We start from the raw sequence: 26993 nt of genomic DNA on the forward strand, positions 1-26993 counted from the left end.
GCCACATACTTTACTATTTCAACCACTCCTCAACGGATTTCTTCATTTCCTCTATTCTAGTTGTATCGGTCGGCTGATTACCATAGCGGTGTTCCTCATATAACTTTGTAAGTGTATTCAAATCCTCAATGTTTACTGGAAGTTGCTCGGATGCTTTTTTTGCAATGTCTCTAGTTGTAAAATGGGAAGCTAAATTTTCCCCACGCATCTTTTGATCATATTGTTTTAGAAAATCCATATACAGAAGCCTTATTTTATCTAATTTTGAATTTCGTCTTAGTATTTTTTTGACAAAATCGGAAAAAAAGTGGTTGTTTGTATCCTTTTCGAATTGCTGGTCAACCATTTCAATCCAATCATTCATTTCTTCGTTTTTCAGTGGTTCTCTATAAAAGGAATTCTTGATCTTTCTTACAAAAAAGATTAACAAACTAACACTAGCAATGATGGTTAAAAGGATCCAAAGCCACTCTAGTGAAGGGGAATCATCATTTACTTTAACTGTATTGAGCATGTCCGAAAATTCCATTTTCATTTTGACTTCCCTTTTGCTCCCCTCATTAATTAGCGAATAAAAAAAGTTAATCATTTTAGAAAGTAAAATGATTAAGGGAGTTGTTATAAGGCTAACTAATTTTCCAAATAGGAAAAGTATCTTCGTTAAAAGGAAAATAATCTTAAATCTAAAATAGACAAAAAATCCGACTAAGGTCCCCATGGTAACGATAAATAATAGTTGATTTCTACAAATACGTATCCAATCTTCACGGCTCGGTTTCCACCGATATTGTTCTAGAAGATTATGACAGGCAATTCCCACTATCGTAAAACTAAAACAACCAGTAACAAGCATTGGTATCGCCCACCATACCTCAATATGGTATAGATGGACTGTCATCAAGTAAATCGTCAATACGGCAATACTTATGATAATACGTTTGTAGGTTGATCCTAAATAATTATGTTCGTTTGCCACTGAAATCGATCGCCAAATACCTAAAACAACAGATATCCACAAGGCGGATACCCCAAGAAAATAACCTGAAATGGACCAACCAATAAAAGAAATGATTAACCAACTATATATCATTTTTTTTCTTAAAATATAGAACAAAGGAAGGGCCGTTAAGACAAATAATAGATTGATCCAAATAACTTGTGTGAAATCCATATCAGTCTTAAATAATAGATTCATTAATACGTGTACAAATAAAATGAGGATCATTGCTTCTAATTCAATCATTACAAAACGCTGAATGGCTATTAATAGATTGGTAGGCTTCAAAGAATGGCCACTCCTTTCCTCATTAAATAAGGATAGACTTCAATCTGTTCAGCAGATGGGTCAATCACCCAGATTGTATTACCTGCTTCCATTTGTCTTTTCCATTCTAGCTCCATTTGCTGCGTAACAAAATTTGTAACGACCAAAATGACGGCACTTTCATAAGTTGTCTCACGAAGATGCACAAACACATCCTCTACATTCATCATTGTATATGACTTTAACCGACCCAATCTTTCAAGATTGCGTACTAATTCTTTATTATCCGCTTTACACTTATGGTGATAAACTTGTTTCGTGTATGGATTTTTAATATTAAACATCCATTCATATGGGTAACCATTTGCTGTGCACCATCTTATCAATCCTGCCATCAATCCAATCACTCGTTCAATGACTATTGGATCGTTTCCTAAATACCATTTTTCCTGAGTTCGAAGATTTCCGACCAGTATAAGTTGTTTTTGGGAAGTGAAAGCAAAATGTTTCGTATGAAGCTTACCAGCACGAGCGGTTGCTTTCCAATCAATTCTGTTTAATGGGTCCCCCATTTGATAGCCTCTTGAACCGATAAAAAACGAAAGGTCGTCGTGAATTAATCTTTTCACTTGATGATTCCCTTCAATCCCTTTTAAATTTGCCTTTGGAGGGAGGGCTTCGATAAAGGCTGGAAAGACGATGAGCTCTGCTTTCACAGGTTTTTTTGCGACAATTTTCCCTAAGCCTGTTGGATCTTTGATTTCGATCAACATTTCATAAATATGATAGACACCACGCTTATTCGGAAAAACCTTATACTCATAGATTAAGGTTTTTCTTGGCTTTATCCCGAACATTCTTGTCCAAAAGCGATCTGTCACTGTTTCTTCCAAAAGAGTTAATCCTTCTATATTCATTTCCTTTGATGTATTCATTGTTAGTTTCATAGCTGGGGGAAGGACGAGTTTGCTGCATTGTATGACCATTTTAACTGTGGTAGATTCGCCTGGAAATATTCTTTTTTTTGTAAAATCGATGTTTACTAGAATTCCCTTTAGAGCATATTTGCACCACCATAAACTGAACAACAATAAGAAAAAGCCACCACCACTTAAAGCAAACAGTACAGGTTCTTTCGTGACCATTCCAGCGATCAGTAGAAAAATAGAAAAATCTCTCACTCTTGTTTGCAATTTTGTCCATTTTTTCGACATTAGGCAATCCCGTTTTCCAATGGCACTTGGGCATTTTGAACAATCTCTTGAATAACTAATTCCGGTGTTGTTTGTATTTGCGCTTCCATTGTTAAAGTAATTCGATGTGCGAGTACTTCGACTGCCAATCCTTTTATATCATCAGGTAAACAAAACGATCTTCCTTCTATTAATGCCATTGCCTGAGCAGCTCTCATTAAAGCAATACTGCCCCGCGGACTAATTCCAATCTCGATATCAGTATGTTCTCTAGTCATTCGAACAATATGTAATAAATATTTCTCTACATCTTCATGAATGTCTATTTCACGTACTTTCCTTTGAATTTCGATAATTTCGTCATAAGTCATTACCGCTCGAATATAATCTAGTGGTTCATCCAAACGAAATCTTCTTAAAATGAGTAGCTCTTGATCATAATTAGGATAACCAAGGGAAATCTTCATTAAAAAACGGTCCATTTGAGCATCTGGAAGAGGAAAAGTTCCATGAGATTCAACTGGGTTTTGGGTAGCTATAACAAAAAATGGCCGATCGAGTTTATACGTTTTTCCATCTGCGGTTACTTGTTTTTCTGCCATCGCTTCAAGTAAACTCGACTGGGTTCGTGGTGTCGCACGATTAATTTCATCTGCGAGTAAAACATTAGTCATGATTGGACCTTTGCGAAATTCAAATTCATTTATTTTTTGATTAAATATGGAAACTCCTGTTATATCTGAGGGTAGTACATCAGGAGTGAATTGAATTCTAGAAAATTGACATCCAAGTGAAGCAGCTAATGTTTTGGCAAGTACTGTTTTACCTGTACCTGGAACATCCTCAAGTAAAACATGTCCTTCACTAAACAATGCCACTAACAGCAATTTAATCTCTCGCTCTTTACCGATGATTACTTTATTTACATTAGATATAATGTTGTTTATCCGATTTATATTGGTTTGAGCTGTTTTCTCCATCACATCTGTTGCCTCCTACTTTATGCTATTGTATATTTCTTCTAATTTTAACATCATCTAACAGAAGATTCTAATTATTTTTCCTCCTTAAAGGTCTGTCTCCTTAAAAAAATAATCAAAAGGACCTACACTCCGCATAAAATAATAGTGCGTTATTTTTTCCCAAATTTGTGACCTCATCTTTCTTTCAAGATTCATCTGGAATATTTAAATTTCAACATGAGGAGAACTGCGATGAAGAAAACGTGGTTGTTAGGGGTTGGTTTTTTTAGTATTAGTTTAGGATGGTCCTTATATAACGGATTTGTTCCATTTTTTCTGAACGATTATCTCACAAGCACGGCTCTCATTGGATTTCTAATGACGATTGATAATTATTTTGCGCTTTTTTTACAGCCCTATATCGGAAATCGTAGTGATCGTACCCATACTCGCTTTGGTCGCCGGATGCCCTATTTGCTCGTAGGTATCCCAATCGCAGCTATCTTTTACGGGCTTATTCCCTTCCATAAAAGTTTGGATACTTTAATCCTCTTTATGATCTGTATGAATTTATCCATGGCTATTTTCCGATCGCCCACGATTGCTTTAATGCCCGACATTACTCCAGAGTCTAAGCGTACAAATGCAAACGGTGTGATTAATTTCATGGGAGGATGCGGTGCTATTTTAGCGTTTAGTGTTGGCTCCTATCTTTTTAATTTGGATGAAGCGCTGCCGTTTTTAGCAGTTTCTGTAACTTTTTTAGTGGCTTTGTGGGTTATTTTTAAAAATATTAAAGAAAATCGAGATACGCTTCCTTTTACTGTATCAACCACCCCAAAAATTAATTACAAGAGAGAATTAAATTGGCCAACGTTTTTCCTGTTAGCTGCGATCTTTTTTTGGTTTATGGCGATTCAAGGGATGGAGGCATTATTTACCTTGTATGGCGTAAATGAACTTGGCTTATCAAAGAGTGCCTCTGCGTTTTCACTAGCCTTCTTTTCCTTAAGCTTTGTTCTTTCCGCTATACCGAGTGGACTATTAGGAGCTAAATATGGTGAGAAAAAAATCATCCTTGTAGGGATCATCGGCTTAGTATTCATCTTTCTTCTATTAAATTGGGTTGAATCAGCCTTGTCCTTACGCGTCATTCTTCTTTTTGGCGGCATGTTTTGGGCCTGTGTTAATATCAATGCCTATCCGTATATGGTTTCTACGGGGAGTGAACACAGTTACGGAACACGAACAGGGTTATATTATTTGGTATCTTCCTTAGCTGCAATTATTTCTCCTCCAACCCTTGGGTTATTCATCGACTTATTTGGTTTTGGTATTTTATTTTTTGCTACTGCAGGAAGTATGGTATTAGCTTTATTGTGTATGATGAAGGTCAAACCAGCTAGGGATGTATCAATAAGGTTACATAAATTGAATAGCTAAATTTTAAGGATTAATTAAGAATTCGTTTACTAGGGATTATGAGTTTCAGGATACAATGAGGTAAAGTTATCCAATCGAAAGTTTATAGGGGAAAATCAATGAAAAGTATGACGTTTTGGGGTAGAAATGAACATGATGAAAGACTACTAGTAGAGTGTTTATTAGGTTTAAAAACAGCTACTTGCACACCGAAAATTTGGTATGATGCATTGCCTGAAGAAGAATTAGGGGTTGTTGGAACCCAATTTGAAGTTTATACAAAAAAAGGGATCCACGCTTGTACAATCGAAACAACAGAGATAATTGAAATTAAATTTGGTGATATAAAAGGAACAATTGGCGAGAAAATTGCTAAAGCGGAAAATTCATCACTAGATCAGTTTACCCGAGATCACATCTTCACTTGGAAAAATTCGCTTTTAGAAGAAGGAAGCGAATTAAACGAAGATACACCAATTATCGTCGAGTTCTTCAAGCTAGTCGATACAAAAATTGATTTCAGGGAATTAGGTCATCGGATTAGTGTACTTCTTTAGAAAAAAGAACGAATCATTCCGATTCGTTCTCTCTTTTTAATATCATTTCATTAAAAGAAAGCTCTGAAGTTGAAGAATAGATTAAATCTGCTTTAGCAAGTGTTTCTTTGCTGCCAACACCTACCGCAAACATTCCAGCATCCTTTATCGAATCTACACCAGCTGCTGCATCTTCAATCCCGATACAAGCGGAAGGTTCAATGTTTAATAGCTTTGCAGCAGTTAAGAAAATTTCCGGATCGGGTTTACCTCTTTTAATCGTAGCCGCATCTACAATGACATCAAACTCATCCTTTAATTTTAATGAATTCATGACCGTAAAAGCATTTTTACTAACGGAAGCTAGTCCAAGTTTAAAGCCTTTTTCTTTTATTTCTGAGATTAATTCTTTTATTCCAGGTAAAATATCCTCAGGTGTTATATTGGCAATCAACCGAACATAATGTTCATTCTTTTTTGCCGCTAGCGCCTCTTTTTCTTCTATGGAAAAATCATTTTGGCGCCCACCTAGAGCAAGAATTTTATCAAGGGAATCCATTCTTGATACCCCTTTTAATTCTTCATTAAATTCTCTTGTAAACGGAATTCCGAGATCTTCCCCGAGTGCTTTCCAAGCAAGGTAATGATATTCTGCGGTATCCGTTATGACACCATCTAAGTCAAAAATGAATGCTTGTATTGGTTTGGACAATGTTAACCCTTCTTTTTAACGTATTTTTTAGGCACTTAAAGACAATTTGCTCGTCGTTATGACGTGTAATGTACTTAAGAAGTCTCATTGAAGACATTTTACTTAGTGTTATGACGTGCTTTGTCCTTAAGATTGCTTATTAAAGACATTTCTCTTGATATTTTAACCTATTTTGTCCTTAAGCGGACTCTTATAAAACATTTTATTACAGAAGGGGATTTATTATCGAATACCTCGCCAAAAGCAACCGATTGAGATGCATTAGTCAAAAAAAGGTGAGCAAAAGTAGAATGTAAAATAGAGGGACACACTCAATGTTGCTTAAGTGCTCCCTCTATTATCACTTCTTCTTTTTATCTTTCGAAATTTCCCCACAAGCAATACGGTTTCCAGATTCACCAGCGGGCTGCGTCATGCCATCATCCTTTGCTTCGTGTATGACGATGGATGTACCGTTATTCGGTAAGAGGGACATTTTCCCCTCTTTTAAGGTAACTTGAGGGGCTGTAAGTTTCGCCTTCACTTTTCCATCTTCTTTCACGATAAGATTAGGAAGATCTCCTGCATGCGCACCTTTTGGATGTAATAGTCCATGTTCTTTATTGTCAGGATTCAAATGATTTCCAGCAGATTTAAAATCAGGTGGCTTACATACCCCTTTGTCGTGAATGTGTATCGCATGCTCTCCAGGAGGTAAGCCTTCTAAATTTATATCTAACTCTACGCCCTTTGACTGCTGTTGAAGAGTAATTTTCCCTAGCGAATCCCCTTCTGGATTAAAAATTTCAACATCCATCTGCTTCGGATTACCCTCTACCCCACAGCCTACTAAGAGCAAAATTAGGAATCCTATTAACCCTTTCCACATTAGCAAGTTCCTCCAACTAGACAATTTGCCAATAGTATGGACGAATGGTTTGGAGAATATACTTTGTTAATAGTAACGACTTTTTTCTACTCAATTTCCCTTTGTTGTTTCAATAATTTTTCTTCCAATTCTTTTGTTTTCTCGGCTTCTTTTTTGGAAATATGGATAATGAATTTCATGGTGAAGACTGCTCCAATAACAAAGATCAAGAACGTGAAGCCTGCACCCCAATATTCAGATTTATCTTCAGGAAAATATAAAAATAATGATAGGACATAGTTAAAAAACATCATAGTGATTCCTTTCCATCTAAATTTCAGTACTACTATTATAGCATGAATGGGAAAAGTTTTTTCAGTTAAAATGGCCACCTGATATCTCAGATGGCCAACCTTTAACTATTTTATTATTTGATCACATAAATCTTCTTAATCTTGATATCGTCCTCTGGTTTATCATTTTCAATCGTTTTCGCGTTGGCAATTTTATCAACAATATCCATACCTTCAATTACTTGACCAAATACTGTATGTTTGAAATCTAACCAAGGTGTTCCACCATTTTCGTAAGCTTTGATCACATCATCCGGATATCCAGCCTGCTTCATTTGATCAGCCATGCCCTCATCCAGAGCATTCTTTTGGACTATGAAGAATTGGCTTCCATTCGTGTTTGGCCCAGAATTCGCCATCGATAAAGCACCACGAATATTGAACAGCTTGTCAGAAAATTCGTCTTCAAACGCTTGCCCATAAATACTTTCTCCACCCATACCTGTTCCTTGCGGGTCCCCACCTTGAATCATGAAATCTTTTATAACACGATGAAAAATCAATCCATCATAATAACCGTCTTCACTATGTTTAATAAAATTTTCTACTGTTTTCGGTGCTTGGTCTGGGAAAAGTTTAATTTTGATACATCCCATTGTCGTATCCATACCCACTAGTCTTTCATTACCTTGAACATTAGTAGTTAATTGTGGATACACTTTACTTGCCTCGCTTTGTTCTTCAGAAGATTGTTCAGGCATTTGCTCACAAGTTGATTTTGACACCTCTTCGCTTCCATTTTTCTCTTTTTCTGAACTTGTCCCACAAGCCGTTAAAAGTAAAAATACGGCAGCTAATATGGTCATTAATTTGAATTTCATTATTTATCATCCTCCATTTTTTTACTTTACCCGATTTTATTGGAAAATGCACCTCATTTTAGTCATAATTAGAAATAGACATATTAAAAAAGGAGGAAACATTTTATGTCAGAATTAAATATTGGGGATATCGTCACATCCATTTATAAAACAGGTAAATATATTGGTGAAATAACAGACATTCGTCCAGAGCATTATTTAGTAAGAACACTTGCTGTTCTAAAACATCCGATGCAAGGGGATTTACATAACCCGAAGGAAGTTGGATTTGGCTTTTTTCATGAGCGAAAAGCGATGTCGTTTCGTGAACAGGCGAACGTACCTAAAAAAATGGTAAAGCCTTATGCGGATTCTGTTCCAACATACGAAGAATCCCTAAAAGCCTCAATTGAAAAATTAAAAACAGAACTACATGACGATGATTCTGAATGGGCTGCTTTGAGTTTGAAAAATATTGAAACATTAGAAAAGGAATACTTCAAATCTCAATCATAGTCCTATGAACAACATTACTCAGTGAATCAGCATACGAAATGTTTTTCATAAATGCTATGAACAACATACCGTTTGGGTATCCATGAATAACTCCTAAATCAATTAAATATTGAACTTTTCTTTGATAATATTTTACAAATTGGGAAAAAGTAGTATTAAAGAAAGGAGGGATTATGAGTGTCTGTGAAAAAGTGGATATCAGGATTAGTCGCAATGCTTACAATGGTTGTGGTAGTAACAAATCTAGGCTCTCTCGGTGTATTTGCCGAATCCGGTATTGTCACACCTATGGAGACAGCAAAAGCAATTGAAGTAGAGTTGAACGATGATTATTTTAATCCAAAAGCCATTACTATTCCGAATGGAATAACCACAACTTTAATTTTAAAAAACAAAGGTGTGAAAGAGCATACTTTCACAGTGAAAATGCTCGGAATTGACGTCGAGGTACTGCCAGGAAAAGATAAAACCATTACCGTGAAACCTCAACAGCCCGGTACATATGAACTGATTTGTCGATATCATTTCCAGCAAGGAATGGTTGGAAAAATAATTGTCAAATAACGAGCAAGGCCAATAAGGCCTTGCTTGTTTAATAGGTATAGTAAATTTACTTATGGAACGATTTCAAATATAGTGCCTTGGTTAAAATCAGTCACTTTCATAGAGCCATAAACTCCTAAATATAATTTCGTTTGATTCAGATTCGTTCCCAAATTAACATAATAGGCTGACTGCGACCCAAAATCATAATCAGTTTGAATCACACTAAAATCATTTTGTTTACCATCTGGTCTTACGAAGGTATAAGCTAAAGCCCCTTTAACATGAGGTTGAGATCCTTTCCTGGCAATATCGGTAAACACACAGCTTCCCGTTAATGCGGGTATTCCATTTCCCATATAAGCTTGCACTCCTGTAAGTGCAGTTCCTCCAAACTTATCAGGTCTTAAATCTTTATGAAAATAACTTGTTAAAGGCTGAAGACGACTCCCTGAAAGTGTTATTGCTTCATTGTAATAAGCAATTGTTTTCTCATCCAAAGTCGGATCTTTTATGCAACCTCTTATAATCGAAGTAGGAAAAGCACCTTCCCACCCACGCCAGCCAAAGTTAATCAATCCTTCTTGCTTAGGTTTCATTAGGGAAGTTTGAACAATCTGAGTAACCGGTATTGGTTTATAATGAACGAATGAAAAAATCGACTCGACCAAATCCTGTCCGACATTTCCCACATATTTAATATACTGATTATTAAACTTTTGAAACGAAATGCCTGGTATATTGCGTACCCCTTTGGCCACTACCGCGAGCGTTCCCTGAATAGTAGTGGGAAGTTCATTAAAACGTGTTACAATTGGGGGATTATTAATGAATGTATTCTTACTTACATCCATTTCAATTATTTTACCAGCGATTTCAAGATTGTCCTGGCTTAAATTAAATGGATCATAGCCTGATCCACCATCTCCGACTGTTAAAACAAGTCTTCCTGTTTCAGGTGAAAAATTTAAGCTATTAAAACCATTATGATTGAAAAAGGGTCTTCTTAAGTTAAGCAATGTCCGCCGTTTCCTGTGTTGACCATTCGATTGTAAAATCCACTCTTCAACGGTATCAATATGATCATATTGAGTTTCTCTATTTATCCACTTTAGGTTTTGGGTTTTAGGATCACACGGGTCAGGCTTATAAGGTTCAGAAAGAGCACCTGGACCTTGTGTTCCAGCTACTGAATAATGAAGATAAAACAGACCGTTATAAGTAAATTGGGGATGAAAAGCCAGTCCAAGTAATCCACGTTCATCATATCCTGGACCAGAAACACCAGATTCAGAAGTACCTAACTTTATGATTCGTTGGCGAATATCTAAAAAAGTCCTTATAACCCCATTTTGTATGTAAAAGATCTCTCCAACCTGGGTTGCAATAAATAAACTTTCAAATGAGTCACCGGGAAGTATGGTTGTTTTCAAAACAGTCGGTAAGTTTATTTTACTTACAATAGGCCGTAAACCAACCTTAACTTTTTTCAATCGACATTGCACCCCTTCTAATCATATTCTTTTATAAGAATATGATTAGAACTGTCTATTAGTACAAAATTATGCCGGGAAATCTGACAAAGCATTACACCACATTCCGCAACAAAGTAAATTAAATGGGAGGCACACAAAAGCCAAACCACACTTTAGGTGATTTGGCTTTTCATGCAAATTTATTTAGTAGCTTTGAGAAATCAATTCGGTCGCCAATGGTTGTTGGCTCTGGTTTTTCTAGATATCGCTTATCCTTTTCTACTAATCTGAAAATATTGTATGTTGTTAATGCATCATCAAGGGCACGATGATGTTTCCCTGTGCCTTCCTTCCCATACTCTTGAACAGCCTTCCATAGGCCTGTTTGGTTTTGGTCGCCAAAAAAACGCTTATACTCCATGGAAAGATCAATTTCTTTCGTTGAAAAAGGAAATGGAATACTTGCTTTCTCACAATTAGATCTAAGCACTCTCATATCCATATTTCCCCAGGTTACAACCGATGTGGCTAAAGCTTGCTCCTTTAATTCACCTAGTTTCTGAACTAATTGTTGAAAAGGCATTCCTTGATTCACTTGCTCCTGCGTGATATTAAGAAAGGTTTTACATCGATCGGATAATTTTTGGAATTTGGTTGGTGTGACAAAGGTTTCAAACTGTTCGACGATCTTTCCCTCACGAACAACGACAATTCCAGCTTCAATGATTTCAGGATAAAATTCTGGGTTTTTCTTATGTTTTTCTGGCATAGTAAATTCGAAATCAATAAATAAATATTGTTGCTGAATACTCATTTTATCACCTTCCTTCAATGGTAAATTGGATTCCCTCTTTTTTTCCTCTATTATAACACGAACAAATATGAATTATTTTAACTTTTCTGCAATTTTTCACAAAATTTAAAATAATCCAGTTGGTGCATGACTCAAACAAGAACAGAAGAGATTTTCTTCAGAATTTGAAAAAAAAACCGATAATTATATCGTAGTCATTCATTCTGTTAAGGTGGCAATCACATGCGTTTGTTTACGGGTTATTCCATATTTTTATTGCTTCTTCCCTTACTTATTATGTTGTTAAAATTAACAACGATTGAAGCTAATCAAAGTCAAAGCTTTCACGAATATCTAAATGATCATATTCAATTAGAGCAAAAGCTTGAAAAAAATAGTTATATACTTGACCAAGATGGAAAGGTCATAGATGAGCTAATCGGGAATGAAAGTCGCATTTTTAAACCACTTTCCGATATCCCTTTATTCACAAAACAACTGTTTCTTCAGTCAGAGGATAAGCGTTTTTATGAGCACCAAGGGTTCGATGTTCAAGCCATTAGCCGAGCATTATCCTTAAATGTAAAGGAGAAGGAGATCAGTCAAGGTGCGAGCACCATTACACAACAAACAGCAAGAAATCTTTATTTAAATCAAGATCGTTCATATAACCGAAAGCTGTCCGAATTATTATATGCATATCAAATGGAACGAAAACTGTCAAAAGAACAAATTCTAGAACTCTATTTAAATGTTATCTATTTTCAAAATGGTGTGTATGGAATGGAAGCAGCATCAATGTTTTACTTTAACAAAACCATAAGCTCGCTTACACAAGCAGAGCAGGCATTTCTTGCAGCGATTCCTAACAATCCAACTTTATACAACCCACTTAAACATTTTAATTTTACAAAAAAACGACAGGAACGTTTAATCGATCAGCTTGTTGATAGTGGCTCTATCTCACTTAATGAAGCAGATAAACTAAAGAAAGAGCCAATTCATCTTAACCTAAAAAAACACATACATGATTACCCAGATTATTCGAATTATGTAAAAGCAGAACTAGTAGATTTGATCTCTGAACAGGAAGGCTATCAGAAGCAACTGACCCATGCAAAAGGAATGGAAAAAGCAAAACTAGAAGAAAAATTAAATGATAGAGTCGAACAAGTTCTTGCTTCGGGCGTTTCTATTCACACTTCTCTTGACCCTAGATTGCAGCAAAAAGCAAAAAAAGCCGTTACGAAGCATTTACCTTACAGCGAGATTGAAGGAGCTTTGTCAATCGTTCGTAATGATAATCATACAATCGTCGCTTTAATCGGAGGTAAAAATTATCAAAGTGATGATTTCAATCGTTCTTATCAAGCCTTTCGTCAGCCAGGATCTGCTATTAAGCCATTACTCGTCTATGCTCCTTATTTAAATCAACTGAAATCTACAACTAAGGATACTGTTAGCGGAGCCCCTTTTTGTAAACAAGGATATTGCCCAGAAAATTATGGCTGGGCTAAGGTCGGAAATGTTTCCATTGAACAAGCCTTTATCCACTCCTATAATACTCCAGCCGTACGATTGTTAGATCAAATAGGAGTTGAAAAAGGGTTTTTATTTTTAGAGAAATTTCAATTTAAAAAGATCACACACGAAGATTATCGTTTAACAGCCGCTATTGGTGGCTTCACATACGGAATGTCTCCACTTGAGATGGCAGGTGCCTATTCCACCTTTGCCAATGAAGGTTTATATGAAAAACCACGAGCAATCACTAAAATCACTGATTCAGCCGGGAAAACGATCTATCAATGGAAGACAGGATCGATTAAAGTGTGGGAAAAAGATACGGTAGAGGAAATGCGAGATTTACTAAAGAAAACCGTCACATCTGGCACTGCTAGAAAGGCAAAGATTTCAGGCGTATATGCAGGTGGAAAAACAGGTACGACAAATGACTACAAAGATTACTGGTTTGTAGGGTTAACCGAGCAATTGACAGCAGCCGTCTGGGTTGGGAAAGACAGCCCTGCAAATATCGAATCTATTGAGAAAGCTGCCCCTCATTTACTGATTTGGAGAGATATTATGAAGTGAAGCTGTGCCTTATCATTGGCACAGCTTTTTTTAAATCGGCAAACTCGCCAAAACACTGTTGTAAACTTTCACTACTAAATAAGCGACTCCGATTAGAAGAGTTGACCACACGATGACTTGGAAAAAAACTAATCCTGCCATTCCTACAACAGTTAACTCGGCGCTTATTTTATAGACGATAAAAATGAAATAACCAAACGTCGCAATTAAAAATATAACTAAAACTCCTATTAAGCTATAAAAACTAACGAGTAATGACACCCCGCTTGCAAAGAAATAAATCCCTGAGCCCGAGCGAATTTTCGTTAAGCTCTGCCCCTCTGTTTCCTTCGAGAAAAATAAAAGGGACAGTTCATTTATCGTATCAGCAATGATTTTCAAAGCCGATAAAACCATAAAAAACAATATCGTTAGCAGCGTTAATAGTGATAGCTTAATGCCGCTATCACTAAAAAATTCAAGCATTCCATTATAAATTCCGATATCCTTCAAAACATCAATGAGTTTGAATTCAAAGCTAACAGCAAAGGACAAACTTAATAGTAGTAAGGACAATAAGGGGAAATAACTAGTTAAATACGTATTTTTCATTATATTTTCTCCATTACTAAAAATCTACCAACCATCATTATCTGAGATTTTTGCAATAGATACAAGTGTTAGTCATTCATTATTTCCTAGAAAAACTTCAGTTATTCTAACATATTCCCTTGGTTGAAAGGTATTTTGATTAATCGGCACATGAATATTCGATAACGGAAGTACTTCCGTTACTCCTCCCTGTTTTAATGGAATTGGTGAAACATTTGAATTTTCTAATTTCCAAGCCCCTGCAAAAAGGAGGAAAAATATGAGACAAGCACCAGACACTTTATTTAAAATCATCCTAAACACCGTCCTTTATTTAGGATGATTCGTCGTTTTATTTTTATACAAAAAAATTTTTTTTCATGCTTAAATGACTAGTTTTTTCTTATTTATTATAAAAGCTGACTTTTCCCCGTTTCTTTGAGGCCTTTGCATGCAACGCTATTCGATTTGCGCTATAATTTGAAATAATAGCTTATTTCATCACATTTTAAGACAATAAAGTGGAAAAGTAAAAATGGGAAATTGAATGTAAATTTATTTAAAAGGGAGGTATTGGTATTGTCACTGCTACATCTTGCCATAGTGTCACCATTCATATTGGCTATTTTCATACCAATTTTATACAAGTACTTACGTAATCTACATACAGGCTGGCTTGTTCTTCCATTACCAATTTTGTTATTTAGCTATTTTTTAACTTTCCTGTCTACGACGAAACAGAATGGTCGCATTATGGAAACGATGTCATGGATTCCATCGATGAATATTGACTTTACAGTCAAAGTGGATAGTCTTGGGCTATTATTCGCTTTATTAATTACAGGAATTGGCTCGTTAGTCGTCTTTTATTCCATTTATTATTTATCAAAGGATAAAGAAAAGCTCAACACATTTTATGTGTATTTGCTTCTATTCATGGGGGCTATGCTTGGAGTAGTGCTCTCTGATAATTTAATTGTGTTATACATGTTTTGGGAGTTCACCAGCTTCTCATCCTTTTTACTAATTGGGTATTGGTATACCCGTGAAAAATCCCGATATGGTGCCCAAAAATCTATGCTGATTACCGTTCTCGGTGGCTTGTCGATGCTTGGGGGAATCGTTCTTTTATACATCATGACTGGGTCCTTTCAAATTTCAGAGATCGTAAGTCAAGCAAGTCATTTATATGAACAACCTCTTTTTATCCCTGCTTTACTTTTTATCTTGTTAGCGGCATTTACGAAATCTGCTCAGTTTCCATTTCATATTTGGTTACCAGATGCGATGGAAGCACCAACACCCGTCAGTGCTTATTTACACTCTGCTACGATGGTTAAAGCAGGAATTTATCTTGTCGCAAGAATGAGTCCGGTTTTTGCCGAGTCAGCATGGTGGTTATGGCTTGTGGCAGGTATTGGGATTATCACTCTTTTCTGGGGATCCTTTTCTGCTGTTAAGCAAACCGACTTAAAAGCGATCTTAGCTTTTTCGACAGTTAGTCAGTTAGGGTTAATTATGTCTTTGCTTGGAGTCGGTGCCGCAGCACTTCACTTCGATTTTATCGGTGATGGCTATTTCACGGTGGCGACCGCTGCAGCTGTTTTTCACTTGATCAACCATGCTACCTTTAAAGGAAGTCTATTCATGGTTGTTGGCATCATCGACCATGAAACGGGAACGCGTGATATACGTAGGCTTGGCGGATTAATGAATTTCATGCCTATTACATTTACTCTTGCGGTAATTGGTGCCTTTTCGATGGCGGGATTACCACCATTTAACGGATTTCTAAGTAAGGAAATGTTTTTTACAGGTATGGTTCGAATTACCGAATTTAACCTATTCAATCTTGACACTTGGGGAATCCTTTTTCCGATATTAGCTTGGATAGCTAGTGTATTTACTTTCATTTACAGCATGGTTATTGTTTTTAAAACGTTCACAGGAAAGTTCCAGCTAGAGAAGAAACCGCATGAAGCACCGTTTGGTATGCTTGTTCCACCAATTATTCTCGCTTCCCTAGTCGTTATCTTTGGGATTTTTCCAAATACTTTATCTCATTACTTCATTGAACCGACGATGGCATCTGTGCTGCCAAGCCTTTTAAAAGAAAAGTCAGTCTTTGATGTCCATATTTCCTTTTGGCATGGTCCAAACATTGAACTATTTATGACGATTGGGGTCATCATCCTTGGAATACTGCTGTTCATTTCCTTGCCTAAATGGAAAAAAGTGTACAGCCTGTTCCCAGAGAAACTCACTTTCAATCGACTTTATGATACATTCATAGATCGCTCTCAAAAAGGGGCATTACAATTTACCCAAGGATATATGAATGGATTTATCCGTACATATCTTGTTTATATTTTCTCTTTCTTTATTGTGATTCTTGGATTTTCTCTTTATTGGAAAGATGCTTTCAAGTTGGATTTAAGTAATACTTCCTCTATCGGGATTTATGAACTCATTCTCGCTTTCATTATTGCGATAGGATCCATTACGATTCTCTTTGCACGTTCAAGGCTTACTGCCATTATCCTATTAGGGTCTGTTGGGTATACAGTTGCTTTATTCTTTGTTCTTTTTCGGGCACCAGACTTAGCTTTAACACAGTTAGTGATTGAAACTGTATCGGTCTCGCTGTTCCTACTTTGCTTCTATCATTTGCCTAAATTAAAACGTTATGAAAGACCAATGGGCTTTAAGACAGTAAATGCCCTGATTTCTATAGGGGTTGGAGCGATTGTGACGTTAATCGCTTTATCGGCTCATAGCAATAAGCTGTTTCCTTCTATTGCTCAATATTATGTTGAAAACACATATAAAAAAGCAGGTGGAGAAAATATGGTAAACGTGATTCTCGTTGACTTCCGTGGCTTTGATACGATGTTTGAAATTTGCGTTCTTGGAATTGCTGCTTTAGGTATTTTTGCGATGATTAAATTACGAATGACAAGGAGGAAGGAAGAATGAAGACGAATGATCTCATTTTACAAACGGTTACAAAAGTAGTTCTCTTTGTCATCATTCTCTTTTCGATTCATATCTTTTTCGCTGGCCATTATTATCCGGGTGGCGGATTCATTGGTGGATTGATGACCTCTGGAGCCATCGTTTTACTTCTGCTCGCTTACGATTTGAAGACAGTCGCGAATATTTTGCCTATTGACTATAAATATTTGATTGGGACTGGTTTACTTTTTGCAGTTGGGACTGGAACGGGTTCGTTATTCTTCGGAGTCCCCTTCCTAACGCATGCCTTTACCTATGCAACCTTACCTATTCTAGGAAAAACCGCTCTTCATACCGCTGTTTTATTTGATACTGGAGTATTTCTAGTTGTTGTCGGAGTGACGATGACCATTATTCAAACGATAGGAGAGGACGAATAATGGAGATATTAATGGCTTTTGTTATTGGGATTCTTTTTATGACAGCTACTTATTTAATGCTTTCAAAAAGCTTACTAAGAATTATTATTGGGACTGGTCTATTAAGTCATGGTGCTCATCTATTAATTTTAACAATGGGGGGATTAAAAAGAGGAGCCGCTCCATTGCTTGGAGAACCTGGACCTTATGTAGATCCTCTGCCGCAAGCCTTGATTTTAACTGCGATTGTCATTAGTTTTGGTGTCACCTCCTTCTTCCTTGTGCTAGCTTACCGCGCTTATCAGGAGCTTGGGACAGATAATATGGATCAATTGAGAGGAACCGAAGGAAATGAATAATTTTATTATATTACCAATTTTAATTCCGCTTTTAACGGCCATTTTGTTAATTTTCTTTGCGAAAAAGGTTCCCTATCAACGAATCCTCTCGCTGATTGCTTCTTTTATTACGGTTGTGATCAGTTTCCAATTAGTACAAACAGTTCGAAAAGAAGGCATCCAAACATTAGATGTTAGTAGCTGGGAGGCACCTTTTGGGATTACATTAGTTTCAGACATGCTTTCGGCATTACTTGTTTTAACAGCTAGCATCATTGCGTTTGTCTGTATTCTTTACTCATTTCAATCGATTGGAAAGGGTCGAGAGAATTATTACTATTATCCGATTGTGCAATTTTTAATGGTTGGAGTAAATGGGGCATTTACAACAGGGGATATTTTTAACTTGTTCGTCTTTTTTGAAGTAATGCTTATGTCTTCCTATCTGTTACTTGTTCTGGGGGGAACAAAGATTCAACTCCGTGAATCGATTAAATACATTTTAGTAAATGTCATTTCATCCGCCCTATTTGTCATAACTGTTGCTTATCTTTACTCTGTTGTCGGTTCATTAAACATGGCCCATATTTCAACAAGAATTGCTGAAGTGAATCAGCCTGGAATTTTATCTGTCATTGCGATTCTCTTTTTAATCGTCTTCGGTTTAAAAGGGGCAATTTTCCCATTATTTTTCTGGTTACCTGGATCATATTATGCTCCACCAGCACCTGTAATGGCTTTATTTGGAGCATTATTAACGAAGGTTGGGGTCTATTCGATCATTCGAACCTATACATTGTTTTTTTATCATGATCCTGGCTTCACCCATCAAATATTAGGCATACTCGCGATATTGACGATCATTTTTGGATTAGTAGGTGCAATTGGGTATTGGGATGTTAAAAAGATTATCATCTACAATATCATTGTCGCTGTTGGTGTCATTTTGTTTGGAGTATCCGTGATGAGCCAGGTATCTTTAACAGGTTCTGTCTTCTATTTAGTTCATGACATGATTATTAAAGCGGCCTTATTTTTAATGGTAGGAATCATTGTAAAAATAACCGGTACAAGTGACTTAAGAAAAATACATGGACTCATACAAGGATATCCTGGCCTCGGTTGGACATTTTTTATCGCGACACTCGCATTAGCTGGAGTTCCACCTTTAAGTGGATTCATTGGGAAGCTTCTCATTATTCAAGGGGGATTTAAGGCAGAATACTATGCAAGTACGGTGATTGTACTCTTTTCAAGCTTACTTGTCCTCTTTTCTATTATGAAGATATTTATTAATGGCTTTTGGGGAGTTCCCAAGGAGTATAATACTAATGATAAGGTACCAGTAAGGTTTTTACTTATTTCACCTGTTATCCTAGTTACCATAGCTGTTTTGTACGGAGTTGGCACAGATTTCATTTACCCGTATATTACCCAAGCCGCTGATACACTTACAAATCCACATATTTATATTGATGCTGTATTAAAGGGGGAGTAAGTGATGGCCTTTCAAATACTATTGAATGTATTTCTTGCGTGGGTGTGGATGTTTTTAAATGTTTCATATGATTCTGTCACTTTTTTAAAAGGCTTTTTCTTCGGTTTAGTCATTATTTATTTGTTTCGAAGGTTTTTCCAATCTCGATTTTATCTTTACCGTGTCAATGCAGTGGTTCGATTATTCTTCATTTTTATAAGAGAGCTGATTTTATCAAATATATCTGTTTTGAAGGTTATTTTAAAACCAAAGCTTGATATTCGTCCGGGTATATTCGCCTTCGAAACGGTGTTATCACAGGATTGGGAAATTACGGTGCTAGCAAACTTAATTACGTTAACACCGGGTACTTTTGTGGTCGATGTCTCCCCTGATAATAAAATACTTTATATTCATGCTATGGATATTGGAGATGCCACAGAAGCCATAGAGAGTATCAAAAATAGCTTTGAAAAAGCGATTATGGAGGTGAGCCGATAGTGCTTGATACAGTCATTCACCTTTCATTATTGTTGATTTCCCTATCGATGCTAGGCCTCATTTACCGTGTGATTAAGGGGCCAACCATTCCCGATCGAGTGGTCGCTTTAGATGCAATTGGAATTAATCTTATTGCCATCATTGCTCTAGTATCTATTCTATTAAAAACACATGCCTTTCTTGAAATCATTTTATTAATAGGTATATTAGCTTTTATTGGCACCGTGGCATTTTCCAAGTATCTTGAGAAGGGAGAAATCATCGAACGTGATAGAAATCGTTAGAGTAATCATTGCCGCTTTAATTCTTATTGGTGCTTTTTTAAGCCTTGTTACTGCCTTCGGTCTCATTCGTCTTCCAGATGTGTATACGAGGAACCACGCGGCTTCCAAAGCAGCTACATTAGGGGTAATGTCGATTTTAATTGGAACATTTTTATATTTTTATATTGAAGAGGGTCATTTTAATTCGAGACTCATACTTGGAATTGCCTTTATATTTTTAACCTCCCCTGTCGCGGGACATCTCATTAGTCGTGCCGCTTACAATAGTGGAGTTCCGTTATGGCACAAAAGTGTTCAGGATGATTTGAAGAAAATAAAGGAGAACGAAAATAAATAAAAGAGGAGCTTCTGCTCCTCTTTTATTATTTCTTCAATTTTAACACAGCCATCGTGCATCTAGACACACAAATTAATCGTTCTTCCTCATCAACGATCTTAATATCCCAGACCATCGTCGTTTTACCTTGATGTAATACCGTTGCAATTGCCGTGACGATTCCCTCACGTTTCCCGCGAACATGGTTTGCATTAATTTCAAGGCCTGCTACCCCTTCAGTTTCTTTATCAACAAGTTCATAAGCGCCAACACTTGCAACCGTTTCAGCTAATGCTACAGAAGCACCGCCATGTAGAAGTCCAAACGGCTGCCTAGTTCGCTCATCAACAGGCATCGTAGCAATCACTTTTCCTTTTTCTAAAGTAGTAATTTCAATCCCAAGAGCTTCGATCATTGTAGATTTCAATTCCATCTTTACTATTCCCCTTTAATTAAATAAATAATTTATAATTTGTTTGAATCCACTATCTTTATCATTTCAATTTTTTTTCGTCGTCTTCTCCTAATCATTTTGATTAAAATAAATAGGATAAAAGCCACAGCGATGACTATAAGGAATTCCTTCCCATAATGAATAATAACATCTATGTGGTCTCCAAATAAGTAGCCAAGTATAAATGTAATACATAACCAAATAAAGGCCGCACTATAAGAGAAGATGGCAAATGAACGAAAAGGTAGTTTACTAAAACCGTATAAAAACGGTACAAAATTACGGACTCCAGGAATGAAATAGCTAATCGATAAAGAAAAAGCATGATGCTTCTCAATTAATCTGAAGGATTTATCTATCAAGTGGGCGTATCTCTTTCGCTTTTCAAAAAAACCTATGAGCGGTCGACCGATGTATTTCCCTAATAAGTAACAGGTCGTTAAGGCTGCAACAATTCCCGCATAAAAGACGAAAAAGGTGATCAGCGGGTTAAGCACCTCTTGTGATGTTGCCATTCCTACCGTCATACTTAGGATTTCATTCGGGATTGGAAGCCCAAATATTCCAAGCCAAACCCAAAGGAATAAACCTATGTATCCGTGAGATTCAATAAACTGCAACAGAGTTTCTAATTCCATAAACAGGCCCTCCTCTAAAAGCGCCCAATACACTAAACTATCATTCTCAAGTTATAGAATATAATCATATCACCTTATTCTAATAATATAATCGGTGTACCTAATTTTTACAATTAATAACACTCCAGAATTACCGTTTGATAATCTCTTCAATCTTTCATCGTATAGTGATTCTATTTTGAAAGAACAAAAATAATGCATCCGTTTAGAGAAAAAGGCAAACTCTTTACCACTTTAAAGCAACGGGGGACAGTCCCCCATTACTTTAAAGTGGTAAAAAGCCAGTTTCCAAGTGCATAGGGCAATTGAAAACTGGCTTCTCAGTTGTTTTTATTTTATTGGCTCGAATCTTTCGACGAATAGAGCTAATGTTCTTGTCATTACTCCAGTAGCACCTGCTGGTCCAAGATCATGCTCACTTCTTGTTGTTGCCGTTCCAGCGATATCAAGGTGAACCCATGGTGTATCTTCAGCAAATTCACCGATAAATGCCGCTCCCATGATCGCATGACCATCTCTACCTGGAGAATTATTTAAATCAGCAATTTTACTGCCTCTAACGCGCTCTTTATCCTTTTCAAAGATTGGTAAGCGCCACATTTGTTCCCCAGCTTCTACTGCTGACTCTAATACTTGTTCAAACAGCTCTTCGTTATTCGTTAACGCACCTGTCGTATCCATTCCAAGAGCGACAATAACTCCACCTGTTAGAGTCGCCACATCGACAATATAATTTGCTCCATGTTGTTTTGCGTAAGTAACTGCGTCAGCTAATGCTAAACGACCTTCTGCATCTGTATTTAACACTTCAATCGTCTTTCCATTCATAGCAGTAATGACATCATCTGGTTTAAATGCGTCCCCACTTACCATATTGTCAGTTGAAGGAATGACCATGACTACGTTTTGCTCAGGCTTTAATTCACCGATGATTTCCATTGCACCTAGAACAGCCGCCGCTCCGCCCATATCAGATTTCATCCCTACAATTCCATCTTTCGGTTTAAGAGAATATCCACCCGTATCGAAGGTGATTCCTTTTCCAACTAATGCAATAACATCTTCCCATGTTTCTTTACCTTGGTATTTTAATACAATCATTTTCGGAGGTTCAACAGATCCTTGGTTAACGGCAAGCAACGCACCCATACCAAGCTTCTCCATTTCTTCTTTTTCTAAAATTTCTACTTCAAAGTCGTACTTCTCACCAAGCGTTTTAGCATAATTAGCTAAATCAGTTGCCGTTAACATATTACCAGGTAAATTAACTAGCTCACGTGCATTATTCGTTGCTTTCCCATATGTATAACCAACTGTTAAGGAAGCTTCGATAGCCTCTTGGTCAACGCCACCTAATACATGAATATGTTCAACCTTTTTCTCAGGCTCATTTGATTTCTGCTTATAGCCCTTAAATTGATAGGTTGCTAATCCGAAGGCTTCACTAAGAGCATGTGCCACGTCATTTTCATCAAGATTTTCTGTTTTAAAGGATTCAAGTAATACGGATACTTCTTGTAATTTATTCGTTTGAACCGCTTTAAATGCTTTACCGAATGATTCTTTCAACGAGTCAAAGTTAAGCTCTGATTCCTTACCAAGCCCGACGAAAAATAATCTTTTTGCTCCAATTTTTCCAAATGTATGTACTTTAGATATAGCCTTTTTCTTCGCTGAAATATCTCCACTTTTCACTAATTGAGTTAAATGGCCATCTAATAATTGATCAAGTTCAGCTAACAAACCATCAAACTTTGCCGGTTTATCAAATAGGCCAATAATCAAACTTTCTTGCTCAGTTGTAAAATTCCAATCTACTTGAACTGTAAACATTCATAACACCCCTTCTAAGATTACTCTATCTTATTATAGCGAAATTTTTAGATTATTTCGAGTTTCTAATCATCGAAAAGAAATAACTTATCTAATCAACATGAAAAGAGGGCACCATATTTGGCCCCTCGCAATGTATTATTCTTTCTCCGTAAAATTATATTGCTGTCGGAATACTTGCATCGATTTATTTTCATTTAAATTCACTAGTTCTTCTTCTGTTAAGTGACCATCGCCTAGCTCTACAATAAATACATCAACCGTTCTCTTTCCCCACTTATTATAAACATCTGCAACTGATTCATAAAACAAGTCTAATTTATTCCCTTTTATCGCTCCACCTTTATCGGCTACAACACCGTAGCCATAACCAGGAATGAAAAGGATGGTTCCAATTGGGAAAACTGTTAAATCGGCAGCAATCGTCGAATACAAATCCCTTTTAACTTTTACACCAGAATAAGTTATTCCATAACTTGGATGGTCTGGGTGTTTACCTGTGGATTCATAGCCAGCTGTATAACCAGTGGCTACAACCGTTTTGGTTGGATATTGTGCCCAGTTAAAGGCATCCTCTAGCCTTTGCGCCGGACCTACCATTGCTTCTGAAGACGCTAGCTGCAATTTAGTTTTGCCAATCATTTTTATTTTTTTTAGCGCTAATCCTAACGTTTGAAATTTATGTGAAAAAATTGAGCCATTTACATCATGATCCTTAATATATCCGGAATAGGCAGCAGAAATAATTGATCTAGCCTCAACACCAGTAATCGCTTGAAATGTAGTGAATAACGCAAATACAAATAATACGGACATACTTATTCGTCTTGTCAAATTATTTACTTTTTTCATCTAATATTTCATTCCTCCCAAATGTATTCATTTCCCAACGGATGTGGAATTATTCATTTAGGAGGTTATTAATTAAAAATTAGAACATGGAAATGCCATGAATCTGTGCCAAAAATAGAAAAAAACCTCCACCAGGGGTGAAAGTTTTTTAAAACATTTGGTATCCACTTTTCCGTAAAAACTTAATCGTAATCCCTGCAACAATCGCACCAGCAAGCCCGCTACTCAAAATTAGCAGATCTGCTGTTGCTAAAGACATAATTTTATCGCCTAATTCAGAAAAAGCATGCTTGCTGTTCGTGAAATACTCGATAAATCTAACCTTATCAACGATAAACACTGTAATTAATGGATAAATAATCGTCATAATCCAAGACATTCTTAACAGCATATTTAATAAAAAGCCTATTCCGAAAAAAAGCACGAAAAATAAAAGCATCGAAATAATAACAACCCATATTGGCATCGTCTTTGTCCCCCCTTAACACACACTAAGTGTACTGAATGTAGAATAAGGAGTCAATCAACAATATGAGTAAATTCAGGGAATCAATAAAAAAACTGCCCTTTACATTAGCAAGGCAGTTTGATCAATAGGTTATTCTTCTTTTTTCTTTCCGGATCCTTCGCAGCAACAACAAGTTTCAGACCCTCCTAACAATAATTGAAAATATCCTTTTCCAGAACAATACGTACAAGCTTTCTTATCTAATGTTTGACTTTTCATTTCTGTCAGCCCCCTTGAAGTTATATAACCTGAATTTTCTGATAATATATCAAGGAATCCAAAAAAAGAAAAGCATCATTTTCGATGAAAAAAGGTGATTGAAAACGCATACAAGTACAATTATCTCAAAATTTCTTCTTGTTCCTTAAAATATCAGAAAATTATAAAAATAATTTGTAGGCACTATAACCAAATTGATCGCCGGGATTTATCCCATTTATAACTTGCTTTACACTCTCCATTTTCACATCAATTAAATATCGTAATAATACGGAAACATCTTCATCCTGTAGCAATTTGTCTGGAAGAACATATTTTGCTTCGTATAATTCTTTTTCTTCAGCCTGTACCTCCATTGTTCCAATAGGCTCAAGTAAAAATAAAAGCATATTATCACTTATTTCCTCTTTAATTACCCCAGTCCTTAAACCAATCAATCCTTTATTGATACAATCGATTCCCGTTTCTTCCTTTACTTCACGTAAAGCCGCTTCATCTGCCGTTTCATTTTGCTCAACAAAGCCAGCTGGTAATGACCATTTCCCTTCAAGACCCCCATACCTTTTTTTCACAACTAGCCATTCACCCGATTCGTTGACAACCAATCCGGATACACCTAACCATACATTTCCACGTTTATTTTTTGTCATCCGTCGTTCTCCTTTCTCAATGTTCAGTAATTAAAAGCTTGTTCTCATTTACCGTTTCATTACTTTTTCTTCGTTTACGGTCGTTAAAAGTCCTTCTTAGCGACCGATTTTTTCTCGACTTTCGGTCGTTAAGAGCCTTACTTATTGACCGTTTTTTCTCTTTTCTTCGTTATCGATCATTTAGAGCTTTTTTTCATAATAAACTAAAAAAACTGAATCGACGCTGTCGATTCAGTTTTTCTAATTAAAGTAGTTTAAATTTACCTTTTTTCATTACGAGTGATGGTCCACCTATCATTAATAGTGCACGGTTATCGACCATTTTCTTCATGAAGGATGCTTTTGAGCCGAATAATTTTTTACCATAAACAACGGCAATAGCATCGTCTTCTCCTAATGAACATACAGTCCCTTTAATATCTGGTTTAAACGATTCAAGCTCCTGCTTATCACGAACAAGTGCTGTAATATTTCGGGCACATACTTCACCTTGCTGCATAGCAATTTGGGCTGTTGGTGGGTATGGACGATTTATTTCTTCGTTAATGATTAAAGAGCTATCACCGATGACAAAAATATTATCGTGGCCAGGTGCTCTTAAATCTGGTTGAACTTTTACACGTCCGCGCATTGCTTCAATGCCTGATTTTTCGATAATAGAGTTCCCACGGACACCTGCAGCCCAAATGACTGTGCTTGCTTTAATTTCTTGCACTTCTTCTTCACCTTTAGCAACTAGAATACCGTCCGGAGTAGCTTCCTTAATCGCTGTTCCAAGCTTAAACTCGACGCCTTTTCTTTCTAATTGAGAAACGGCATAGTTCACTAATTCTGGGTCAAATCCAGGAAGAACCATTGGCGATGCCTCTACACATATTAAACGTACTTTATGGAAATCTAAATCATATTCATGGCATAGTTCAGGAATACGATTCGTTAATTCACCAAGGAACTCGATGCCAGTGAATCCAGCACCACCAACGACAATCGTTAAACCTTCGTCATTGTTTTCTGTATTATTATAATTTGCAAATTGATATTCGATATGCTCACGAATTTGACGAGCAGCATTAACGTTTACAATGGAAAAAGCATATTCCTTTAGTCCTTTAATACCAAATGTTTCAGGCTCTCCACCAAGGGCAACAACTAAATAATCGTAGGAAATTTCACTATTTTCTAATACAACTAGTTTTTCTTCCGTTTTTATTTCAACAACGGAATCTTGAATAAAGTTAACTTTACTGCGATCAATGACATCACGAATATCATAACGTACGCGGTCATGATGCATTGTTCCTGCAGATGCTTCGTGTAACCAAGTGGTTTCATAGTGATAATCATGTTTGTTTACGAGGGTAATATCCGCCTCATTAACACCAATCATTTTTTGTAAACGAGTTGTTGTCATTAGTCCACCGTAGCCGGCACCTAAAATCACGATTCTTGGCTTTCTCAAAGTGATCACT

At 36.5% G+C, this 26993-nt stretch carries 31 protein-coding genes; 12 read left to right on the forward strand and 19 right to left on the reverse strand.

Features of this window, described 5'->3' with window-relative positions:
- Positions 1 to 13: 13 nt before the first annotated feature.
- From ACFSO7_RS10795 to ACFSO7_RS10805, 3 genes are read right to left on the reverse strand one after another with little or no spacing between them, the layout of a single operon-like run.
- Positions 14 to 1285, reverse strand: coding sequence for a DUF4129 domain-containing protein (locus ACFSO7_RS10795; protein ID WP_377877304.1), 1272 nt, complete (start codon positions 1283 to 1285; stop codon positions 14 to 16).
- Positions 1282 to 2478: a DUF58 domain-containing protein gene (locus tag ACFSO7_RS10800; RefSeq protein WP_377877305.1), complete on the reverse strand. Its 1197-nt coding sequence runs from the start codon at positions 2476 to 2478 to the stop codon at positions 1282 to 1284. The genes ACFSO7_RS10795 and ACFSO7_RS10800 overlap by 4 nt, the downstream gene beginning before the upstream one ends.
- The gene (locus ACFSO7_RS10805) at positions 2478 to 3437 is read right to left on the reverse strand and encodes an AAA family ATPase (RefSeq protein WP_377877630.1); all 960 of its coding nucleotides are present in this window, start codon (positions 3435 to 3437) and stop codon (positions 2478 to 2480) included. Before ACFSO7_RS10805 ends, ACFSO7_RS10800 begins: the two co-directional genes overlap by 1 nt.
- 234 nt (positions 3438 to 3671) lie before the next feature.
- Here ACFSO7_RS10805 and ACFSO7_RS10810 point away from each other — a divergent pair, with 234 nt between their 5' ends.
- Both ACFSO7_RS10810 and ACFSO7_RS10815 read left to right on the forward strand, forming a co-directional pair.
- Complete coding sequence (locus ACFSO7_RS10810) at positions 3672 to 4862, forward strand: SLC45 family MFS transporter (RefSeq protein ID WP_377877306.1); 1191 nt, start codon at positions 3672 to 3674, stop codon at positions 4860 to 4862.
- Positions 4863 to 4960: 98 nt separating this feature from the next.
- Entirely contained in the window at positions 4961 to 5398 is a 438-nt protein-coding gene (locus ACFSO7_RS10815) for an ASCH domain-containing protein (protein WP_377877307.1), read from the forward strand.
- A 13-nt stretch (positions 5399 to 5411) separates the two neighbouring features.
- Here the strand turns inward: ACFSO7_RS10815 and pgmB are convergent, their stop codons facing one another.
- The 4 genes from pgmB to ACFSO7_RS10835 all read right to left on the reverse strand — a co-directional run bounded on the left by pgmB (position 5412) and on the right by ACFSO7_RS10835 (position 8110).
- Positions 5412 to 6089, reverse strand: coding sequence for a beta-phosphoglucomutase (gene pgmB, locus ACFSO7_RS10820; protein ID WP_377877308.1), 678 nt, complete (start codon positions 6087 to 6089; stop codon positions 5412 to 5414).
- A gap of 340 nt (positions 6090 to 6429) precedes the next feature.
- On the reverse strand, positions 6430 to 6957 hold the full coding sequence (locus ACFSO7_RS10825; protein ID WP_377877309.1) for a superoxide dismutase family protein: 528 nt from the start codon (positions 6955 to 6957) through the stop codon (positions 6430 to 6432).
- 86 nt (positions 6958 to 7043) lie between these two features.
- The gene (locus ACFSO7_RS10830) at positions 7044 to 7247 is read right to left on the reverse strand and encodes a hypothetical protein (protein WP_377877310.1); all 204 of its coding nucleotides are present in this window, start codon (positions 7245 to 7247) and stop codon (positions 7044 to 7046) included.
- A 116-nt stretch (positions 7248 to 7363) separates the two neighbouring features.
- Positions 7364 to 8110 carry a peptidylprolyl isomerase gene (locus ACFSO7_RS10835; RefSeq protein WP_377877311.1) on the reverse strand — a complete coding sequence of 249 codons (747 nt, stop codon included), beginning with the start codon at positions 8108 to 8110 and terminating at the stop codon, positions 7364 to 7366.
- Between the two features lie 105 nt (positions 8111 to 8215).
- Between ACFSO7_RS10835 and kapB the strand changes: the two genes are divergently transcribed.
- A complete protein-coding gene (kapB, locus tag ACFSO7_RS10840) occupies positions 8216 to 8605 on the forward strand; it encodes a kinase-associated lipoprotein KapB (RefSeq protein WP_377877312.1) in 390 nt (129 codons plus the stop codon).
- Positions 8606 to 8782: 177 nt separating this feature from the next.
- Entirely contained in the window at positions 8783 to 9169 is a 387-nt protein-coding gene (locus ACFSO7_RS10845; protein WP_377877313.1) for a cupredoxin domain-containing protein, read from the forward strand.
- A gap of 50 nt (positions 9170 to 9219) precedes the next feature.
- On the opposite strand, the gene ACFSO7_RS10850 is transcribed toward ACFSO7_RS10845, so the two are convergent.
- Entirely contained in the window at positions 9220 to 10641 is a 1422-nt protein-coding gene (locus ACFSO7_RS10850) for a PQQ-dependent sugar dehydrogenase (protein ID WP_377877314.1), read from the reverse strand.
- A gap of 172 nt (positions 10642 to 10813) precedes the next feature.
- The gene (kapD, locus tag ACFSO7_RS10855) at positions 10814 to 11437 is read right to left on the reverse strand and encodes a 3'-5' exonuclease KapD (RefSeq protein WP_377877315.1); all 624 of its coding nucleotides are present in this window, start codon (positions 11435 to 11437) and stop codon (positions 10814 to 10816) included.
- Positions 11438 to 11659: 222 nt separating this feature from the next.
- Between kapD and ACFSO7_RS10860 the strand changes: the two genes are divergently transcribed.
- Positions 11660 to 13510, forward strand: coding sequence for a transglycosylase domain-containing protein (locus ACFSO7_RS10860; RefSeq protein WP_377877316.1), 1851 nt, complete (start codon positions 11660 to 11662; stop codon positions 13508 to 13510).
- Between the two features lie 30 nt (positions 13511 to 13540).
- On the opposite strand, the gene ACFSO7_RS10865 is transcribed toward ACFSO7_RS10860, so the two are convergent.
- Together ACFSO7_RS10865 and ACFSO7_RS10870 are read right to left on the reverse strand one after the other, a co-directional pair.
- Positions 13541 to 14101, reverse strand: a complete 561-nt coding sequence (locus ACFSO7_RS10865) for a DUF5366 family protein (RefSeq protein WP_377877317.1) — start codon at positions 14099 to 14101, stop codon at positions 13541 to 13543.
- 72 nt (positions 14102 to 14173) lie between these two features.
- On the reverse strand, positions 14174 to 14395 hold the full coding sequence (locus ACFSO7_RS10870; RefSeq protein ID WP_377877318.1) for a hypothetical protein: 222 nt from the start codon (positions 14393 to 14395) through the stop codon (positions 14174 to 14176).
- 264 nt (positions 14396 to 14659) lie between these two features.
- Here ACFSO7_RS10870 and ACFSO7_RS10875 point away from each other — a divergent pair, with 264 nt between their 5' ends.
- From ACFSO7_RS10875 to mnhG, 7 genes are read left to right on the forward strand one after another with little or no spacing between them, the layout of a single operon-like run.
- The gene (locus ACFSO7_RS10875; protein WP_377877319.1) at positions 14660 to 17056 is read left to right on the forward strand and encodes a Na+/H+ antiporter subunit A; all 2397 of its coding nucleotides are present in this window, start codon (positions 14660 to 14662) and stop codon (positions 17054 to 17056) included.
- Complete coding sequence (locus ACFSO7_RS10880) at positions 17053 to 17475, forward strand: Na(+)/H(+) antiporter subunit B (RefSeq protein ID WP_377877320.1); 423 nt, start codon at positions 17053 to 17055, stop codon at positions 17473 to 17475. Before ACFSO7_RS10875 ends, ACFSO7_RS10880 begins: the two co-directional genes overlap by 4 nt.
- Entirely contained in the window at positions 17475 to 17813 is a 339-nt protein-coding gene (locus ACFSO7_RS10885; RefSeq protein ID WP_377877321.1) for a Na(+)/H(+) antiporter subunit C, read from the forward strand. Before ACFSO7_RS10880 ends, ACFSO7_RS10885 begins: the two co-directional genes overlap by 1 nt.
- On the forward strand, positions 17806 to 19290 hold the full coding sequence (locus tag ACFSO7_RS10890) for a Na+/H+ antiporter subunit D (RefSeq protein WP_377877322.1): 1485 nt from the start codon (positions 17806 to 17808) through the stop codon (positions 19288 to 19290). The genes ACFSO7_RS10885 and ACFSO7_RS10890 overlap by 8 nt, the downstream gene beginning before the upstream one ends.
- Before the next feature lie 3 nt (positions 19291 to 19293).
- The gene (locus ACFSO7_RS10895) at positions 19294 to 19770 is read left to right on the forward strand and encodes a Na+/H+ antiporter subunit E (RefSeq protein ID WP_377877323.1); all 477 of its coding nucleotides are present in this window, start codon (positions 19294 to 19296) and stop codon (positions 19768 to 19770) included.
- Between the two features lie 47 nt (positions 19771 to 19817).
- On the forward strand, positions 19818 to 20054 hold the full coding sequence (locus ACFSO7_RS10900) for a Na(+)/H(+) antiporter subunit F1 (RefSeq protein WP_377877631.1): 237 nt from the start codon (positions 19818 to 19820) through the stop codon (positions 20052 to 20054).
- The gene (gene mnhG / locus ACFSO7_RS10905; protein ID WP_377877324.1) at positions 20038 to 20391 is read left to right on the forward strand and encodes a monovalent cation/H(+) antiporter subunit G; all 354 of its coding nucleotides are present in this window, start codon (positions 20038 to 20040) and stop codon (positions 20389 to 20391) included. Before ACFSO7_RS10900 ends, mnhG begins: the two co-directional genes overlap by 17 nt.
- A gap of 25 nt (positions 20392 to 20416) precedes the next feature.
- Here the strand turns inward: mnhG and ACFSO7_RS10910 are convergent, their stop codons facing one another.
- From ACFSO7_RS10910 to ACFSO7_RS10945, 8 genes are all read right to left on the reverse strand, one after another.
- The gene (locus tag ACFSO7_RS10910; RefSeq protein ID WP_377877325.1) at positions 20417 to 20803 is read right to left on the reverse strand and encodes a hotdog fold thioesterase; all 387 of its coding nucleotides are present in this window, start codon (positions 20801 to 20803) and stop codon (positions 20417 to 20419) included.
- A 32-nt stretch (positions 20804 to 20835) separates the two neighbouring features.
- Positions 20836 to 21462, reverse strand: a complete 627-nt coding sequence (locus ACFSO7_RS10915) for a DedA family protein (RefSeq protein ID WP_377877326.1) — start codon at positions 21460 to 21462, stop codon at positions 20836 to 20838.
- A 330-nt stretch (positions 21463 to 21792) separates the two neighbouring features.
- Entirely contained in the window at positions 21793 to 23295 is a 1503-nt protein-coding gene (locus ACFSO7_RS10920; protein WP_377877328.1) for a leucyl aminopeptidase, read from the reverse strand.
- A gap of 138 nt (positions 23296 to 23433) precedes the next feature.
- The gene (locus ACFSO7_RS10925) at positions 23434 to 24147 is read right to left on the reverse strand and encodes a 3D domain-containing protein (protein WP_377877329.1); all 714 of its coding nucleotides are present in this window, start codon (positions 24145 to 24147) and stop codon (positions 23434 to 23436) included.
- 148 nt (positions 24148 to 24295) lie between these two features.
- Positions 24296 to 24613 (reverse strand): YuiB family protein, encoded by a 318-nt coding sequence (locus tag ACFSO7_RS10930; protein ID WP_377877330.1) that lies wholly within the window; start codon positions 24611 to 24613, stop codon positions 24296 to 24298.
- Between the two features lie 132 nt (positions 24614 to 24745).
- Positions 24746 to 24874 carry a YuiA family protein gene (locus tag ACFSO7_RS10935; RefSeq protein ID WP_377877331.1) on the reverse strand — a complete coding sequence of 43 codons (129 nt, stop codon included), beginning with the start codon at positions 24872 to 24874 and terminating at the stop codon, positions 24746 to 24748.
- A 161-nt stretch (positions 24875 to 25035) separates the two neighbouring features.
- Entirely contained in the window at positions 25036 to 25524 is a 489-nt protein-coding gene (locus ACFSO7_RS10940) for an NUDIX domain-containing protein (RefSeq protein ID WP_377877332.1), read from the reverse strand.
- Between the two features lie 244 nt (positions 25525 to 25768).
- On the reverse strand, positions 25769 to 26992 hold the full coding sequence (locus ACFSO7_RS10945; protein ID WP_377877333.1) for an NAD(P)/FAD-dependent oxidoreductase: 1224 nt from the start codon (positions 26990 to 26992) through the stop codon (positions 25769 to 25771).
- Position 26993: the final 1 nt, after the last annotated feature.

This window comes from Bacillus sp. CGMCC 1.16607, assembly GCF_042683745.1.
Lineage (GTDB): Bacteria > Bacillota > Bacilli > Bacillales > Cytobacillaceae > Pseudoneobacillus.

Excerpts from the sequence above, each read along its gene's own strand:
- ACFSO7_RS10900 (WP_377877631.1), top strand. The coding sequence starts at position 19,818 with ATGCTAGGCCTCATTTACCGTGTGATTAAGGGGCCAACCATTCCCGAT.
- ACFSO7_RS10920 (WP_377877328.1), bottom strand. The coding sequence starts at position 23,295 with ATGTTTACAGTTCAAGTAGATTGGAATTTTACAACTGAGCAAGAAAGT.
- ACFSO7_RS10940 (WP_377877332.1), bottom strand. The coding sequence starts at position 25,524 with ATGACAAAAAATAAACGTGGAAATGTATGGTTAGGTGTATCCGGATTG.
- ACFSO7_RS10800 (WP_377877305.1), bottom strand. The coding sequence starts at position 2,478 with ATGTCGAAAAAATGGACAAAATTGCAAACAAGAGTGAGAGATTTTTCT.
- ACFSO7_RS10885 (WP_377877321.1), top strand. The coding sequence starts at position 17,475 with ATGGAGATATTAATGGCTTTTGTTATTGGGATTCTTTTTATGACAGCT.
- ACFSO7_RS10930 (WP_377877330.1), bottom strand. The coding sequence starts at position 24,613 with ATGCCAATATGGGTTGTTATTATTTCGATGCTTTTATTTTTCGTGCTT.
- ACFSO7_RS10910 (WP_377877325.1), bottom strand. The coding sequence starts at position 20,803 with ATGGAATTGAAATCTACAATGATCGAAGCTCTTGGGATTGAAATTACT.
- ACFSO7_RS10870 (WP_377877318.1), bottom strand. The coding sequence starts at position 14,395 with ATGATTTTAAATAAAGTGTCTGGTGCTTGTCTCATATTTTTCCTCCTT.
- ACFSO7_RS10895 (WP_377877323.1), top strand. The coding sequence starts at position 19,294 with ATGGCCTTTCAAATACTATTGAATGTATTTCTTGCGTGGGTGTGGATG.
- ACFSO7_RS10815 (WP_377877307.1), top strand. The coding sequence starts at position 4,961 with ATGAAAAGTATGACGTTTTGGGGTAGAAATGAACATGATGAAAGACTA.
- kapD (WP_377877315.1), bottom strand. The coding sequence starts at position 11,437 with ATGAGTATTCAGCAACAATATTTATTTATTGATTTCGAATTTACTATG.
- ACFSO7_RS10890 (WP_377877322.1), top strand. The coding sequence starts at position 17,806 with ATGAATAATTTTATTATATTACCAATTTTAATTCCGCTTTTAACGGCC.
- ACFSO7_RS10830 (WP_377877310.1), bottom strand. The coding sequence starts at position 7,247 with ATGTTTTTTAACTATGTCCTATCATTATTTTTATATTTTCCTGAAGAT.
- ACFSO7_RS10915 (WP_377877326.1), bottom strand. The coding sequence starts at position 21,462 with ATGGAATTAGAAACTCTGTTGCAGTTTATTGAATCTCACGGATACATA.
- ACFSO7_RS10935 (WP_377877331.1), bottom strand. The coding sequence starts at position 24,874 with ATGAAAAGTCAAACATTAGATAAGAAAGCTTGTACGTATTGTTCTGGA.
- ACFSO7_RS10825 (WP_377877309.1), bottom strand. The coding sequence starts at position 6,957 with ATGTGGAAAGGGTTAATAGGATTCCTAATTTTGCTCTTAGTAGGCTGT.
- ACFSO7_RS10860 (WP_377877316.1), top strand. The coding sequence starts at position 11,660 with ATGCGTTTGTTTACGGGTTATTCCATATTTTTATTGCTTCTTCCCTTA.
- ACFSO7_RS10810 (WP_377877306.1), top strand. The coding sequence starts at position 3,672 with ATGAAGAAAACGTGGTTGTTAGGGGTTGGTTTTTTTAGTATTAGTTTA.
- ACFSO7_RS10835 (WP_377877311.1), bottom strand. The coding sequence starts at position 8,110 with ATGAAATTCAAATTAATGACCATATTAGCTGCCGTATTTTTACTTTTA.
- ACFSO7_RS10925 (WP_377877329.1), bottom strand. The coding sequence starts at position 24,147 with ATGAAAAAAGTAAATAATTTGACAAGACGAATAAGTATGTCCGTATTA.
- ACFSO7_RS10805 (WP_377877630.1), bottom strand. The coding sequence starts at position 3,437 with ATGGAGAAAACAGCTCAAACCAATATAAATCGGATAAACAACATTATA.
- ACFSO7_RS10880 (WP_377877320.1), top strand. The coding sequence starts at position 17,053 with ATGAAGACGAATGATCTCATTTTACAAACGGTTACAAAAGTAGTTCTC.
- ACFSO7_RS10865 (WP_377877317.1), bottom strand. The coding sequence starts at position 14,101 with ATGAAAAATACGTATTTAACTAGTTATTTCCCCTTATTGTCCTTACTA.
- kapB (WP_377877312.1), top strand. The coding sequence starts at position 8,216 with ATGTCAGAATTAAATATTGGGGATATCGTCACATCCATTTATAAAACA.